Raw genomic sequence first — 14,661 nt, forward strand, 5'->3', positions numbered from 1 at the left:
CGGTATTTTTTTAGAGGTTAAAGATGAGAATAATCATCGTCGTTATGATGGCATGCCTGCTCAGCGGCTGCGGCAGTATCATCAGTCGCACCATTCCAGGGCAAGGCCACGGAAATCAGTATTACCCGGGCGTGAAATGGGATCTTCGTGATTCCACATGGCGCTACCTGACCGTGCTCGATCTGCCGTTCTCGCTGATTTTCGACACGCTGTTGCTGCCGATCGATGCCAGCCACGGCCCTTACGAATAGCGTAAATTAACGCTCGTCCCACTCATCGGCAGCGGTTTGACCTTCTTCCGTATCCAGCGGCGGCTCGAGCTGAAACTCACCCTCATCCCACTCGTGCAGGGTGTTCTCTTCCAGCCATTCCTGCCGAAGTTCGATTTCGTCATAGTCGCCATCAAAGACGGCCTGCGCACCTTCACCGCTTAATATCGGTAAACATTCCCCTTCTTCACCTTCATCGGCAAAGAATTCGGCCTGCCACATAATATCCCCATCCTGCAGAACGTATTTTTGGATATTAAGCTGTTGCACGTCAGCATCTTCTTCTTCAACGCCGGGATTGTCGGCGAGGAACTCTTCACGAGCGGCATCAATAGCTTCTTCCAGCGTGGCGTACATGGTCATTGGTGTCTCCCTGTTTTCCAGAAGGTTTCAGGGAAAGAATAGCTGAATATAAGATTCTGCAAGTATGAATGCGAAAATAAGCTATCAGGCGTTCGTCTTATTCCGTCACGGGCCGCAGCGCGCGGGATAAACTGAACCATGAATAAATGGCATTGAACAATACGACGCCCGCCGTCACGATAAAGACGGCGCGAAAACCAAAGCTGGCGGAGATCCCGGCTCCGAGCAGCGGTCCGGTGACGTTACCGATATCGCGGAATGACTGGTTGTAGCTGAAAATACGCCCGGCGATCTGGTTCGTGGAGTTGTAGACCAGCAGGGTCTGTACGGCGGGCAGCAGCGCGCCGTCGGCGGCTCCCAGCAAAAAGCGCAGGACGCCCAGCTGCCATGGCGTTTGCACCATCGACATCGGGATAAGCAGCAGGACGGAAATCACCAGGGCGCAGATCAGGATTTTCTCGGGACCCACCCGGTCCCCCAGTTTTCCCAGTCTCGGGGCGCTCAGCAGCGCCGCCACGCCGGGTACGGAGGCAATCAGCCCGCTGATGAACGCAATATTGCTGACGTTACCCGCCAGGTCGCGAACGTACAGCGTCAGAATAGGGGCAATCGACCCGGTAGCTACCTGGATAATCATTGTCGTCACGAACAGGCTCAGCACCAGTCTGGGATTTTTAAGTGAGGTCAGCACTTCCCTGGCGTGGAGCATCTCTTTTTTGGCGACAGGCGTGAAGTTTTCACGAATACAGAGCAGGGTGACGATAAAGCAAAGGAACAACACGCTGGCGGTGATAAAGAAAACTGGCCGCAGGCCATAGTTATCGGCCAGGAGTCCACCGGCCAGCGGTCCCAGCAGGGCACCGCTCACGCCGCCGGTTGAGAGCGTGCCTAGCGCCCAGCCGCTTTTATGGCGGGGAATTTGCGTGGCAATCAGGGCATTCGCGTTGGGAATAAATCCCCCCAGCAGGCCCAGCAGCGCGCGCAGGATCAGAAACTGCCAGACGTTCTGCGCCACGCCCATCAGCGCCATGATAATGGCCATCCCCAGCGCCGAACGCAGCAGCATGATTTTACGCCCCTTGCGGTCCGCAAGGCCTCCCCAGAACGGTGAGGCCATCGCGGAAAAGAGAAACGTGATGCTGAATACCAGACCGGACCACATATTGAGCGCGCTGTGGCCCGTCACGCCAAGCTGTTCGACGTAGAGCGGCAGGAAGGGCATAACCAGGCTAAAGGCCGCGCCGGTAAGAAAACAGCCAAGCCACGCAACCGTGAGGTTGCGCTTCCAGTTTATGGGGGCGTCTGAGGGTGACATAACTATCCGCATAATGAGGTGCAGAGCACCTGAAGCATAAAGTAATAAGCCTGCTAATTATGCGCCTGGGTTATGAATGCCGCAATGATGAGGAGCTTTTAAAGCTAAAACGGCATGCGGCCCTGAGGACCGCATGAGGATTAATAGCGGGACGGCGTGCCTTGTGGACGCGTTTTAAAACGGCGGTGCAGCCACATATACTGCTCGGGCGCCAGCATGATGCACTTCTCCACAACGCTGTTCATCCAGCGCGCGGTGGTTTCCGCATCGTCGAGCGGCGGCGCGAGTTCCGGCTCCAGCATCATCAGTTCATAGCCTGAACCATCCGGCTTACGGCGGGGAACAAAAGGCACGATGGCGGCTTTGGACATGCGCGCCAGCATCCAGGTACCGGTCGTTGTTGCGGCCTCTTCAACGGCGAAGAAGGGAACAAATACGCTGGCCTGTGGGCCATAGTCGTGGTCGGGGGCATACCAGACCACTTCGCCGGATTTCAGCGCGCGGATCATCCCCTTGAGATCCTTACGGTCGATCATGCTTTTGTTGGAGCGCATGCGGCCGTTGGTCTGGATTAAATCGATGACCGGATTATCGTTAGGACGATAAACGCCAATGCCAGGCGCCTGCATGCCGAACATGCGCGCCCCGATTTCCAGCGTCAGGAAATGGACGCCGATCAGCAAAACGCCCGTCTGGTTGGCCTGAAGCGTATGCACCGGCTCCATGCCGGTTCCCGTCACCTCGCTCCAGCGGGCCATGCGTTTGTCCGGCCAGAACCACGCCATGCCGGTCTCCATAAGCCCCATCCCGACGGATTCGAAATTCTTCGCGACCATATCGTGACGCTCTGGCTCGCTCATTTGCGGAAAACACAGCTCAAGATTGCGGTACGCGATTCTGGCGCGACGCTTCATAAACAGTTGCGCGAAACGGCCCAGAAATTTACCCAACCGAAAAATAACAGGGTAGGGAAGCTGTACCAGAAGCCATAAAAAGCCGATGCCAAGCCAGGTCAACCAATAACGGGGATGCAAAAGGGCGGCAGTAAATTTTGGTAACTGGGTCATGTCTTTCCTGTTTTCAAACGTCCTGTTTTGCTAGTGTCTCATTTTTTGAGACATAGCCAAAATATCTGCTTTCGAAGCGTGCACGAATACAGCAATTGTTAAGCCTGATTAATCAGGGTGTGTGAAATGTAGCGTAAATTGTGGGGATGTAAATTGGTTTTGTTTGCTATATGATGCCGACCGATTTTTAATTCTCTCTAACGATTCCAGGACTGTACACCATGCCAGTGTTACACAACCGCGTGTCGAATGAGATGTTGAAAGCGCGCATGTTGGCTGAAACCGAACCGCGCACAACTATCTCTTTCTATAAATACTTCACGATCGACGATCCGCAGGCGACCCGCGATGCGCTTTATCAGGCGTTCACGGCCCTGAACGTCTTCGGCCGCGTCTACCTTGCCCGTGAAGGCATCAACGCGCAAATTAGCGTACCGGAAAGCAAAGTCAGCGCCTTCCGCGACGCTCTTTATCACTTCGATCCGGCCCTCGACGGCTTACGCCTGAACATTGCCCTGGACGATGACGGGAAATCCTTCTGGGTGCTGCGCATGAAGGTGCGTGAACGCATCGTGGCGGACGGTATCGACGATCCTGCGTTTAACGCGGCGGATGTCGGTGAATATCTCAAGGCTGCGGAAGTGAATGCGATGCTGGACGATCCGGATGCCGTGTTCATTGATATGCGTAACCACTATGAGTACGAAGTGGGGCATTTTGAGAACGCGATGGAAATCCCGGCCGACACCTTCCGCGAGCAGCTGCCCAAAGCGGTTGAGATGATGCAGGAACATAAAGATAAAAAGATCGTTATGTACTGCACCGGCGGTATCCGCTGTGAGAAAGCCAGCGCGTGGATGAAGCACAACGGCTTTAATAAGGTCTGGCATATTGAAGGCGGCATTATCGAGTACGCCCGCCGCGCCCGCGAGCAGGGGTTACCGGTGCGCTTTATCGGGAAAAACTTTGTCTTTGACGAGCGTATGGGTGAGCGTATCTCGGAAGACGTTATTGCCCACTGCCACCAGTGCGGCGCACCGTGCGATACCCACACCAACTGCAAAAACGACGGGTGTCATCTGCTGTTCATTCAGTGCCCGGCCTGTGCCGAGAAGTTTAACGGCTGCTGTAGCGAACTGTGCAGCGAAGAGAGCATCCTGCCGGAAGAAGAACAGCGTCGCCGTCGCGCAGGACGTGAAAACGGCAACAAGATTTTCAATAAATCACGCGGCCGTCTGAATACCAAACTGGGTATCCCTGACCCGGAATGATAATAACGCCCGGCACGGCGAAAGCCTGCCGGGCGAATCTATTATGATTTCTGCTGTACACCTTCAACGGAAATAATCAGCTCAACGTCCTGAGACGCCGGGCCTAAATCCGTTGTGATATTAAAATCTTTCAGGTGAATTTTACCCGCCGCTTCAAAACCTGCGCGTTTACCGCCCCACGGATCGTCACCCTGACCCAGTAATTTAGCATCAAGCGTGACCGGTTTTGTTACGCCGTTAAGCGTCAGGTTGCCGGTAATATTCAGCTTATCACCCTCTTTTTTCACTTCCGTAGAGGTGAAGGTAGCCTGTGGGTATTTCCCGACATTGAGGAATTCTCCGCTGCGCAGATGTTTATCACGTTCAGCATGATTGGTATCCACGCTGTTCGTATTAATGGTCACGTTGACCTTGTCGGCGGCAGGATTTTTCTCGTCAAAGGTGAATGTGCCGTCAAAATCTTTAAAGGTACCGTACAGCCAGCTGTATCCCAGATGCTGAATACGGAAATTGACGAAAGCGTGCTGGCCCTCTTTATCAATTTTATAATCAGCCGCCACGGCGGAACCGGCGGTGAATAACAGAGATCCCAGGGCGATACCCAGCAGGTGTTTTTTCATTTTATGCTCCAGAGTCAACTGACGAGCGGCCAAGCATGCGCTTTAGCGTATCGTCTTTATCAATAAAATGGTGTTTGAGGGCGGCAAGCCCGTGCAGCACGGACAGGATCACGACGCTCCACGCAAGCCAGAGGTGAATGACCCCGGCGGTGTCAGCCTGAGCGCCCGCATCGCTGAGCGTTGCCGGGACGTCAAAAAGGCCAAAGACGCTAATCGGCTTACCGTCCGCCGTTGAGATAAGGTAGCCGCTAATCAGAATGGCGAAGAGCAGGGCATAGAGCGCGATATGCGCGGCAACTGCACCCAGGCGGGTCATTTTGCCGTGGGTCTTCGGCGCGGCGGGCGGCGGGGAAATATGTCGCCAGACCACGCGAAAAACCAGACCCAGCATCAGGAGAACGCCAATGCTTTTATGTAACTCCGGTGCCTGGTGATACCAGCCGTCGTAATAGCTGAGCGTGACCATCCAGAGTCCAAGTCCAAACATACCGTAGACGGCAACAGCAAATATCCAGTGCAAACCTATGGATATTATTCCGTAGCGCCGGGAGGTGTTACGCAGTTGCATCAGAATGTCCATTTTCATATTAACCGAAGGGTAAAAATGAACGGGAAGATGTGACATTGCAACTGAAATAATTGTCTATTGATTTTTATTTTATTTATTTCAGCGCTTTTGAACAGGATCGATAAAGGTAATTCAATGTCTTCGTGCAAGTAAAATAAAGAGTTTCAATAAAGATAAATTAATGTCAATTATTGTCAGTAAGAGTTTTCAATAAAATACAATGTAAACAAAATCAATAATAGCCAGCAGCGCCCACAATAAGATATAGAGCATGAAATGCTCGCGAATATTATTCATCAGAAAGCTAACGATCCTGCGCATAACGCCCCGTAATGCAGTGTGAATGAAACGGGCCCCGGAACCTCCGGAGCCCGTGCGGATTATCCGTTAAAACGCGAGAGCGAGAAGGGCGTCAGATCAAACTGCGGTGTGATGCCCTGGGCAAACTGCGCGGCGATTTCACCCAGCACGGAAGCGAACTTAAAGCCGTGGCCGCTCAGCCCGGTGATAAGCAGAGTGTTGTCATGCCCGGGCAGTGTATCAATGATGAAGTCTTCATCCGGCGTGTTGTCGTAGGTACAGGCCGCGCCATACAGCAACCCACCGACGCCCGGAAGAATAGTGCGCAGGAACGAGAAGGCTTCCGAACCATCCTGTGGATAGGCGCCAAAAGGCTTACGCTCTTCAGGGGAGGCGATAGCCTGGCCACCGTTGTGTTTACCGATTTTCAGCGCGTCTTTCTCGGAAGGGAAACCGTAGAACTGATCGCCATTCGGCAATTCGCCGGTGAAGGCCGGGAATTTATTCTGTGCGCTGTAGCGACCATCCGACTGGAACCAGGAGAAGACCTTGCGCACCGGCTGGATCGGCAGTTCCGGCAGCAGGCGAGTGACCCAGGTTCCTGCGCTGACGAGCAGGCGGGACGCTGAATAGTCGCCGTCAAGAGTCGTTACCGTGACGCCATTCTCGTCATGGGTGATGGCCTCCACCGGACAGTTAAACAGCTGCGCACAGCCGGCTTTCGCGGCAAGATCGATCCAGGTTTTGATCGCCGCTTCACAATGCAGCACGCCGGAGTGGGCTTCAAAGAGGCCGATGTAATCGTCGGGGACGGTAATTTCAGGCCAGCGCGCGGTAATGCCCGTTGCGTCCAGCTTCTCAACATCCAGATTAAAGGCTTTTGCACTGCGCTCGACGCTGGCGAGAAAATCAGAATGGGCAGGGCCAAGGTTGATGACGCCGGTACGCTCGAAAATACGCTCTTCGGTCTGTGTCGCAAGTTCATCCCACAGCGTCTGGGCGCGAAGCACCAGCGGTACATACCGCTCGCCTTCTCCATACGCATGGCGCATGAGGCGGGTATCGCCATGATGGCTGCCCTCCGAATGAGGGGGAAGGTGGGCATCGATCATCAGGACCTTCAGACCTGCCTGTGTTGCGTAATAACCGGCGGCGGAACCCACGGAGCCGCTACCAATAATGATTAAGTCGTATCTCATATGCATCTCGTAAACTGATGTTTTGTTAGGGAAGGTGCGAACAAGTCCCTGATATGAGATCATGTTTGTCATCTGGAGCCATGGAACAGGGTTCATCATGAGTCATCAACTTACCTTCGCCGACAGTGAATTCAGCAGTAAGCGCCGTCAGACCAGAAAAGAGATTTTCTTGTCCCGCATGGAGCAGATTCTGCCATGGCAAAACATGGTGGAAGTCATCGAGCCGTTTTACCCCAAGGCTGGTAATGGCCGGCGACCTTATCCGCTGGAAACCATGCTACGCATTCACTGCATGCAGCATTGGTACAACCTGAGCGATGGCGCGATGGAAGATGCTCTGTACGAAATCGCCTCCATGCGTCTGTTTGCCCGGTTATCCCTGGATAGCGCCTTGCCGGACCGCACCACCATCATGAATTTCCGCCACCTGCTGGAGCAGCATCAACTGGCCCGCCAATTGTTCAAGACCATCAATCGCTGGCTGGCCGAAGCAGGCGTCATGATGACTCAAGGCACCTTGGTCGATGCCACCATCATTGAGGCACCCAGCTCGACCAAGAACAAAGAGCAGCAACGCGATCCGGAGATGCATCAGACCAAGAAAGGCAATCAGTGGCACTTTGGCATGAAGGCCCACATTGGTGTCGATGCCAAGAGTGGCCTGACCCACAGCCTAGTCACCACCGCGGCCAACGAGCATGACCTCAATCAGCTGGGTAATCTGCTGCATGGAGAGGAGCAATTTGTCTCAGCCGATGCCGGCTACCAAGGGGCGCCACAGCGCGAGGAGCTGGCCGAGGTGGATGTGGACTGGCTGATCGCCGAGCGCCCCGGCAAGGTAAGAACCTTGAAACAGCATCCACGCAAGAACAAAACGGCCATCAACATCGAATACATGAAAGCCAGCATCCGGGCCAAGGTGGAGCACCCATTTCGCATCATCAAGCGACAGTTCGGCTTCGTGAAAGCCAGATACAAGGGGTTGCTGAAAAACGATAACCAACTGGCGATGTTATTCACGCTGGCCAACCTGTTTCGGGCGGACCAAATGATACGTCAGTGGGAGAGATCTCACTAAAAACTGGGGATAACACCTTAAATGGCGAAGAAACGGTCTAAATAGGCTGATTCAAGGCATTTACGGGAGAAAAAATCGGCTCAAACATGAAGAAATGAAATGACTGAGTCAGCCGAGAAGAATTTCCCCGCTTATTCGCACCTTCCTTAGCAGAGTAATTAACAACGCGGGGTTAGACAAGGGAGAAATAAATAAGGCACCGCGAGGGTGCCTGTAGAGAGAAAAGTGGGCATAAGCTTAGTGCCGTTTATACTCATTTTCCTGATAGTCGCCAGATTCTATTTTTGCAATACCTGCCTCTAAAATAGAAATAAACTGACGGGCGACGTCTGTTGTTAGCCACAGCGTCTGTCCAACTTCCGCTTCTTCACGGTTGAGTTGATTCGGGGTCTGGTAGTGCAAACGCAGCATCAGCGCATCGTAGCTATCTACGGTACTGATATCCCAGCCAACAAGTGGATGGGTCTGGATCACTTCACTATTCTTTTCCATTATAACCCCCTTAATGCGTGTTAGAAGACAACGGCTCTGAGGTTCAATGCATGTTTTTCTGAAAGCATCTTCAGTATACCAAGTAATAAGGGTTCCAACGGGAAAAATAAACAGGTGGCAACACATTTTTCTGCTTTTTAGGATTGTTCGAACAATAAAACACCATCTCGTTCACGATTTTTAAAGAAGATGCCGAATTAATTTGAACTTGCAGGATTTTTAGACGAAAAAAAGCCGGGGCGACCCGGCAAAAAAACACAATGAGGGAGCAGTGTTAATCTGTGATAAACCAGTCGTCTGCGCTTTCCCACGTTTCCTGCAGGATTTCGCTGATGCGATCTTTATCTTCTTTCGCAGCACCAATGACGGAGAGGTTGTTCGCCGCGGCGTAACGCACCGTTACGGCACCCGCGTTATCGGGAAAGGTGTTGTTAATACGGCGGGATAATTCGCCTGCCAGTGCATCAAGCGCGCCGGCAGGCAGAACGGTTGTTTTGGCTATGGTGACTTCAATACGCATAAATGCCCCCTGTGTAATATACTGTTTATTTATGCAGGTATATTATCGGTTTGACAACAAGGGGCAATGATTTTTTAACGTTTTACCGTCCAGTTAACGGTTTCGCCCGCCAGGAATGGGATCAGCGTGTCATCCGTCAGCGCAATGGACTCCTCAACGTGGCTCGCTTTACGCTCCAGTTCGATGAAGGTGTCGCTGACCGGCAGGCCGTAGAAGCGCGGGCCGTTAAGGGAGCAGAACGCTTCAAAATGTTCGAGCGCGTTCATCTCTTCAAAGACGGTCGCGTAGCTGGCCAGTGCCGTTGGGGCGTTGAAGCAGCCTGCACAGCCGCAGCTCGCCTCTTTGCGGTGGCGGGCGTGAGGTGCGGAATCGGTGCCGAGGAACGCGCGGGAGAACCCGCTGGCAACCAGCTCGCGCAGCGCCTGCTGGTGGATGTTGCGCTTGAGAATAGGCAGACAGTACAGGTGAGGACGCACCCCGCCCACCAGCATGTGGTTACGGTTAAACATCAGGTGCTGTGGCGTAATGGTCGCGGCGATAAGATCGTTGCCGTCACGCACATACTCTGCCGCGTCTTTGGTGGTGATATGCTCAAAGACCACTTTAAGCGCGGGCAGGCGCTGGCGCAGAGGCTCCATCACGGTCTCGATAAAGCGGGCTTCACGGTCGAAGATGTCAATCTCGGCATGCGTGACTTCACCATGGACCAGCAGCGGCATGCCCAGTTGCTGCATGCGTTCCAGAACCGGCATGATGGCATCAATGCTGGTGACGCCGTGGCTGGAGTTGGTGGTGGCATTTGCCGGGTAGAGTTTCGCCGCCGTAAATACGCCTTCGTTAAACCCGCGCTCCACTTCGTTCGGATCCAGCGAGTCGGTCAGATAGCAGGTCATCAGCGGGGTAAAATCGTGTCCCGCAGGGACGGCATCCAGGATGCGCTGGCGATAGGCCATCGCGGCATCGACGGTGGTGACTGGTGGAACCAGGTTAGGCATGACAATCGCGCGGCCATAAATTTCGCTGGTATAAGGCACGACGGTTTTCAGCATATCGCCATCACGCAGATGGATATGCCAGTCGTCAGGGCGGCGGATTTTAAGAACCTGGGGTTGTGCAGTCATGGAAGCTCCGGCTTGTCAGGAATCAGTCATAAGGATGGCTGTTTTTGCCGGACACAAATCATAAGCGGAAACGTTTTCGTTTGCACACTTTTCCGTAAAAAAAAAGGGCGCCGCAGCGCCCTTCAGGTTAATCGGTGAAAGGAATGATAATTTCTCCCGGTTTCACCTCTATACCTTTTGCATATTTTTTCGCCAGAGCTTCACCCTTGCTTTTGTCTTCGCTTAAGACGTACGCGGGCTGCTGGTTAAAGTAATTTCGCAGCGACTGGTTGAGATAGGGCATCAGGGTTTGCAGAACCGGTGCCATCTTGTCCGGCGACACCTGCGCATCGACGACTTCCATCTCCTGCAGGAAAATTGCCCCTTTCTCTTTGTTGAAAACGGGCAGGGCCTTCAGCTTGAGCTTAATGTTGGCCTTCTGATTGCCAAAGAGGGATGACATATCGAGAGCCGCATCACCGGCCAGGGTGACTTTGTTTGGCTCTTCACGTCCAATCTGGCTGGTCAGGTTCGTAAGCACGATATGCGCGTCCGCCAGTCCCGGCACGCCAATGTCTTTAGAGAAATTGTTATGTTTTTCCAGCGCCTGATTAATTTCCTGTTCACTGACGGTATATTGCGTGAGCTGGTTACAGCCAACCAGCAGGCCGCTGACAACTAATGCCGCGGCAAAGACAATTTTCTTCATAGTGTTCCTCAACGAAAAATCGGCGCTTCTGTCCTGTTACGCCAGTATGTCAGTGTGAATTGGCAGAAACCAGCAGAAAAAACTGAGAAGTGGGGCGGGAGTGCCTCCCGCCCGAGGGAAAGGCTACGCGCCAGGCTCGAGCATCCCGCTCGCGCTGCGTTTCTGGCTGAACTGCCACCACAGGGCAAGGAGCGTCATAAAGCCCACCGCGCCGAGCATCATCCACGGGAGTTCGGGCTGGTTAAACGCTTTGCCGGCATCAAACAACCAGCCTCCACCGGCGTAACCTAATGCACCGCCAAGCGCCAGCCCCAGCCGGCTGAAACCCATATAGCTGCCGCGCGCACGCGCATCCGCAAGCGAGGCGCTCAGCGTTTCACGGGCAGGCTCGGCGATGATGGAGCCAATATAGAACGTGCAAATCAGCGTAAACAGCTGCTGGAGAGAGTTCACCAGGCCGATCGGCATCATGCTCAGCGTCATCAGGAACAGCCCGGCCATCAGGCGATGCTCCAGACGAAAACGCCGCTCGCTCCAGCGAGCTATCGGATAGAGCAGCGTCAGGGAAAGTGCGGCTTCAATGGCGTACATCCATTTAACGGCAGCAGGCGTACCCGCAATGTCGTTAACCATGATCGGCAGCATCAGCATGACCTGCACAGCCAGCATGTAGTATCCCGTCAGGGTCAGCACATAGGTGACAAAACGTTTGTCGCCCAGCACGCGGCCAAGCCCTTCCCGGACCGGCGCTTTGACCGTCGACAGTTTCCAGGCGGGCAGGAACAGGCCATTAAACAGCGCGCACAGAATAAAGAGCACAGCACCTGCCGCGCAGACCAGACGGAAGTCATACTGCAGCAGCCAGCTTCCCAGCAGGGCGCCGATAACCGCCCCGGCACTGTCCTGCATCATCAGAATCGAGAAGAAACGGCCGCGATGCTGGGGGCGAATAAGCTTCACCACCAGCGCGGTGCGTGGCGGATCGAACAGCGTGCCCCCGATACCGGAGAGGAAACAGGAGAACCAGAGCAGCCAGGGCTCCTGGGCGACCGCCATCGTGGCAAAGCCTGCCGCGCGCAGCAGCATACCGGTAACGATCATCGGTTTAGCGCCAAAGCGGTCGGCAATGGCCCCACCAAAGACGCCCAGACCCTGCTGGACAAACTGGCGTAATCCCAGGGCAATGCCAACCATTAATGCCGCCCAGCCCATTTGATCGACAAAGCGGATCGATATCAATGGAAAAACGACAAAAAAGCCGAGCACGACCAGCATGTTATCGACGAGCAGGAAATATTTACCCAGGCTCCTGGCCTGTGATACGCGGGACATTTTCCCTCCAGGGAAAATAAGAAGGTGAGCACGCTAACATTCTGCGGTGTCGCCGCGTTTTTTCCCACCCCTGGGCGTGACAATATTTTTTTATCAAAAGGGTGCTTTGATAGAGAGTTCTCATCGAAAATAATGAAAAGAGGGCAAAATGGTATGTCACTGTTTTCACAGACGGCGCAGGCGCAGGTATAGTAAAGCTAATGGGTAAGCAGAAGTGACGGGAAGGAGTGGTATCGATGTTTGGCTATCGCAGTAATGTGCCAAAAGTGCGTCTGACAACGGACAGGCTGGTCGTTCGTCTGGTGCATGAGCGTGATGCCTGGCGTCTGGCGGATTATTACGCCGAGAATCGCCAGTTTTTAAAACCCTGGGAACCCGTTCGGGATGAGAGCCATTGTTACCCTTCCGGCTGGCAGGCGCGCCTCAGCATGATTACGGAATTTCACAAGCAGGGCAGCGCGTTCTATTTCGCGCTGCTGGATCCTGAAGAAAAAGAGATTATCGGGATCGCCAATTTTTCAAACGTGGTGCGCGGGTCGTTTCACGCCTGCTACCTCGGCTACTCCATCGGCCAGAAATGGCAGGGGCAGGGGCTGATGTACGAGGCGTTAACGGTGGCGATCCGCTATATGCAACGCACGCAGCATATCCATCGCATCATGGCGAACTATATGCCGCATAATCAGCGCAGCGGCAATTTGCTGGCGCGTTTAGGGTTCGAGAAAGAGGGTTACGCCAAAGACTATCTGCTGATAGACGGAGAGTGGCGCGACCACGTTCTGACGGCGTTAACCACCCGGGACTGGACCGCAGGTCGTTAAGGAGAAAAGATGAAGTATCAGCTAAACGGTACAGAAGCGCGCGTGATTGGGTGCTTACTCGAAAAACAGGTCACCACGCCGGAGCAGTATCCGCTCTCCGTCAACGCCGTAACCATGGCCTGCAACCAGAAGACCAACCGCGAGCCGGTGATGAACCTCAGCGAGCATGAGGTTCAGGACGTGCTGGATGCGTTGGTTAAACGCCACTATCTGCGCACCGTCAGCGGCTTCGGCAACCGCGTGACCAAATACGAACAGCGCTTCTGTAACTCCGAATTTGGCGACCTGAAGCTGAGCAGTGCGGAAGTGGCGGTCATCACCACGCTGTTGCTGCGCGGGGCGCAGACGCCGGGAGAGCTGCGCACGCGCGCTTCCCGTATGCATGAGTTCAGCGATATGCAGGAAGTTGAGCAGACCCTGGAAGGGCTGGCTTCTCGCGAAGACGGCCCATACGTGGTGCGTCTGGCGCGCGAGCCGGGCAAACGTGAAAGCCGCTATATGCACCTGTTCAGCGGCGACGTCGATGTCGCTACCGCTACCGCGGAGAGCGACGCGGGATCCTCAGCAAGTAATGACACCCTTGCCGCGCGCGTAGAGGCGCTGGAAGAAGAGGTCGCCGGGCTGAAACAGCGTCTGGATGCGTTGCTGGCACATTTGGGAGACTGACGGTGAAAAAATTACGCGTAGGCGTGGTGGGGCTGGGCGGCATCGCGCAAAAAGCCTGGCTGCCTGTTTTAGGTGCGGCGACGGACTGGACCCTGCAAGGGGCATGGTCACCCACCCGAGAAAAAGCAGAACGTATCTGCGAAACCTGGCGCATTCCGTATGCTGCCTCTCTGCAGGATCTGGCCCGCGAGTGTGATGCGGTCTTTGTGCATACCTCAACGGCAACCCACTATCAGGTGGTGAGCGAGCTGCTCAATTTGGGGGTTCACGTCTGCGTGGATAAGCCGCTGGCGGAAAATGTTCAGGATGCCGAACGGCTGATTGAGCTGGCCGCGCGCAAAAAACTGACGCTGATGGTGGGCTTCAATCGCCGCTTCGCGCCGCTTTATCAGCAGCTGAAGGCGCAGTCGGGCACGCTCGCCTCGCTGCGGATGGATAAGCACCGCACCGACAGCATTGGGCCAAACGATCTGCGCTTCACCCTTCTGGATGATTATCTGCACGTTGTGGATACGGCGCTGTGGCTGAGCAACGGTAATGCGCAGCTGAAGAGCGGTACCCTGGTGACAAACGATCAGGGGCAGATGGTCTACGCGGAACACCACTTCGCCGTTGAGCATCTTCAGATTACCACCAGCATGCACCGTCGGGCGGGAAGCCAGCGTGAATCCGTGCAGGCGGTGACCGAGGGCGCGCTGTACGACATTACGGACATGCGCGAGTGGCGGGAAGAGAAGGGCAACGGCGTGGTGACGCTCCCGGCGCCAGGCTGGCAGAGCACCCTCGAGCAGCGCGGTTTCGCAGGATGCGCCCGCCACTTTATCACCTGCGTGCAAAATCAGACGGTTCCTGAAACGTCCGGCGAGCAGGCCATTCTGGCGCAGCGCATTGTGGAAAGGCTCTGGCGCGATGCCATGAGCGAATAACTCGCTGTAACATCTGCGGATAGTAATTCGATGAAATCCGGTTAG

Annotated in this window: 18 protein-coding genes; 6 read left to right on the forward strand and 12 right to left on the reverse strand. The window is 54.5% G+C overall.

Going from position 1 to position 14,661, the window contains the following annotated elements:
* Positions 1 to 23 precede the first annotated feature (23 nt).
* Positions 24 to 251 carry a YceK/YidQ family lipoprotein gene (locus tag ACJ69_RS03950; protein ID WP_029740363.1) on the forward strand — a complete coding sequence of 76 codons (228 nt, stop codon included), beginning with the start codon at positions 24 to 26 and terminating at the stop codon, positions 249 to 251.
* A 6-nt stretch (positions 252 to 257) separates the two neighbouring features.
* Here ACJ69_RS03950 and ACJ69_RS03955 read toward each other — a convergent pair whose 3' ends face one another.
* The 3 genes from ACJ69_RS03955 to ACJ69_RS03965 form a co-directional block, all read right to left on the reverse strand.
* Positions 258 to 632 carry a MysB family protein gene (locus ACJ69_RS03955; protein ID WP_023311118.1) on the reverse strand — a complete coding sequence of 125 codons (375 nt, stop codon included), beginning with the start codon at positions 630 to 632 and terminating at the stop codon, positions 258 to 260.
* A 97-nt stretch (positions 633 to 729) separates the two neighbouring features.
* Positions 730 to 1,947, reverse strand: a complete 1,218-nt coding sequence (gene mdtG / locus ACJ69_RS03960) for a multidrug efflux MFS transporter MdtG (RefSeq protein ID WP_032658047.1) — start codon at positions 1,945 to 1,947, stop codon at positions 730 to 732.
* Between the two features lie 140 nt (positions 1,948 to 2,087).
* Positions 2,088 to 3,014, reverse strand: coding sequence for a Kdo(2)-lipid IV(A) acyltransferase (locus ACJ69_RS03965; protein WP_023311120.1), 927 nt, complete (start codon positions 3,012 to 3,014; stop codon positions 2,088 to 2,090).
* A 221-nt stretch (positions 3,015 to 3,235) separates the two neighbouring features.
* On the opposite strand from ACJ69_RS03965, the gene trhO reads away from it, so the two are divergent.
* The gene (gene trhO, locus ACJ69_RS03970) at positions 3,236 to 4,285 is read left to right on the forward strand and encodes an oxygen-dependent tRNA uridine(34) hydroxylase TrhO (protein WP_059346476.1); all 1,050 of its coding nucleotides are present in this window, start codon (positions 3,236 to 3,238) and stop codon (positions 4,283 to 4,285) included.
* A 41-nt stretch (positions 4,286 to 4,326) separates the two neighbouring features.
* Here trhO and ACJ69_RS03975 read toward each other — a convergent pair whose 3' ends face one another.
* The 4 genes from ACJ69_RS03975 to solA form a co-directional block, all read right to left on the reverse strand.
* The gene (locus tag ACJ69_RS03975) at positions 4,327 to 4,905 is read right to left on the reverse strand and encodes a YceI family protein (RefSeq protein ID WP_033145193.1); all 579 of its coding nucleotides are present in this window, start codon (positions 4,903 to 4,905) and stop codon (positions 4,327 to 4,329) included.
* Between the two features lies 1 nt (position 4,906).
* Entirely contained in the window at positions 4,907 to 5,473 is a 567-nt protein-coding gene (locus tag ACJ69_RS03980) for a cytochrome b (protein ID WP_059347805.1), read from the reverse strand.
* Between the two features lie 207 nt (positions 5,474 to 5,680).
* Positions 5,681 to 5,794 (reverse strand): YceO family protein, encoded by a 114-nt coding sequence (locus tag ACJ69_RS03990; RefSeq protein WP_032638658.1) that lies wholly within the window; start codon positions 5,792 to 5,794, stop codon positions 5,681 to 5,683.
* A 59-nt stretch (positions 5,795 to 5,853) separates the two neighbouring features.
* Entirely contained in the window at positions 5,854 to 6,972 is a 1,119-nt protein-coding gene (solA, locus tag ACJ69_RS03995; RefSeq protein ID WP_059347806.1) for an N-methyl-L-tryptophan oxidase, read from the reverse strand.
* Between the two features lie 97 nt (positions 6,973 to 7,069).
* On the opposite strand from solA, the gene ACJ69_RS04000 reads away from it, so the two are divergent.
* Complete coding sequence (locus ACJ69_RS04000; protein ID WP_000019402.1) at positions 7,070 to 8,050, forward strand: IS5-like element IS5 family transposase; 981 nt, start codon at positions 7,070 to 7,072, stop codon at positions 8,048 to 8,050.
* A gap of 237 nt (positions 8,051 to 8,287) precedes the next feature.
* On the opposite strand, the gene bssS is transcribed toward ACJ69_RS04000, so the two are convergent.
* The 5 genes from bssS to mdtH form a co-directional block, all read right to left on the reverse strand.
* On the reverse strand, positions 8,288 to 8,542 hold the full coding sequence (gene bssS / locus ACJ69_RS04005; RefSeq protein WP_008500827.1) for a biofilm formation regulator BssS: 255 nt from the start codon (positions 8,540 to 8,542) through the stop codon (positions 8,288 to 8,290).
* 274 nt (positions 8,543 to 8,816) lie between these two features.
* A complete protein-coding gene (gene dinI / locus ACJ69_RS04010; RefSeq protein ID WP_008500826.1) occupies positions 8,817 to 9,062 on the reverse strand; it encodes a DNA damage-inducible protein I in 246 nt (81 codons plus the stop codon).
* A gap of 74 nt (positions 9,063 to 9,136) precedes the next feature.
* Positions 9,137 to 10,183: a dihydroorotase gene (gene pyrC / locus ACJ69_RS04015; RefSeq protein ID WP_054829817.1), complete on the reverse strand. Its 1,047-nt coding sequence runs from the start codon at positions 10,181 to 10,183 to the stop codon at positions 9,137 to 9,139.
* Positions 10,184 to 10,310: 127 nt separating this feature from the next.
* Positions 10,311 to 10,871: a lipoprotein gene (locus tag ACJ69_RS04020; RefSeq protein ID WP_029740355.1), complete on the reverse strand. Its 561-nt coding sequence runs from the start codon at positions 10,869 to 10,871 to the stop codon at positions 10,311 to 10,313.
* 123 nt (positions 10,872 to 10,994) lie between these two features.
* Positions 10,995 to 12,203 carry a multidrug efflux MFS transporter MdtH gene (gene mdtH / locus ACJ69_RS04025; RefSeq protein WP_059346477.1) on the reverse strand — a complete coding sequence of 403 codons (1,209 nt, stop codon included), beginning with the start codon at positions 12,201 to 12,203 and terminating at the stop codon, positions 10,995 to 10,997.
* 236 nt (positions 12,204 to 12,439) lie between these two features.
* Between mdtH and rimJ the strand changes: the two genes are divergently transcribed.
* From rimJ to ACJ69_RS04040, 3 genes are read left to right on the forward strand one after another with little or no spacing between them, the layout of a single operon-like run.
* Entirely contained in the window at positions 12,440 to 13,024 is a 585-nt protein-coding gene (rimJ, locus tag ACJ69_RS04030; protein ID WP_008500822.1) for a ribosomal protein S5-alanine N-acetyltransferase, read from the forward strand.
* 9 nt (positions 13,025 to 13,033) lie between these two features.
* The gene (locus ACJ69_RS04035) at positions 13,034 to 13,690 is read left to right on the forward strand and encodes a YceH family protein (RefSeq protein WP_059346478.1); all 657 of its coding nucleotides are present in this window, start codon (positions 13,034 to 13,036) and stop codon (positions 13,688 to 13,690) included.
* A 2-nt stretch (positions 13,691 to 13,692) separates the two neighbouring features.
* Positions 13,693 to 14,616: a Gfo/Idh/MocA family protein gene (locus tag ACJ69_RS04040; RefSeq protein ID WP_059346479.1), complete on the forward strand. Its 924-nt coding sequence runs from the start codon at positions 13,693 to 13,695 to the stop codon at positions 14,614 to 14,616.
* Positions 14,617 to 14,661: the final 45 nt, after the last annotated feature.

This window comes from Enterobacter asburiae (assembly GCF_001521715.1).
In the GTDB taxonomy this organism is placed as follows: Bacteria; Pseudomonadota; Gammaproteobacteria; order Enterobacterales; family Enterobacteriaceae; genus Enterobacter; species Enterobacter asburiae.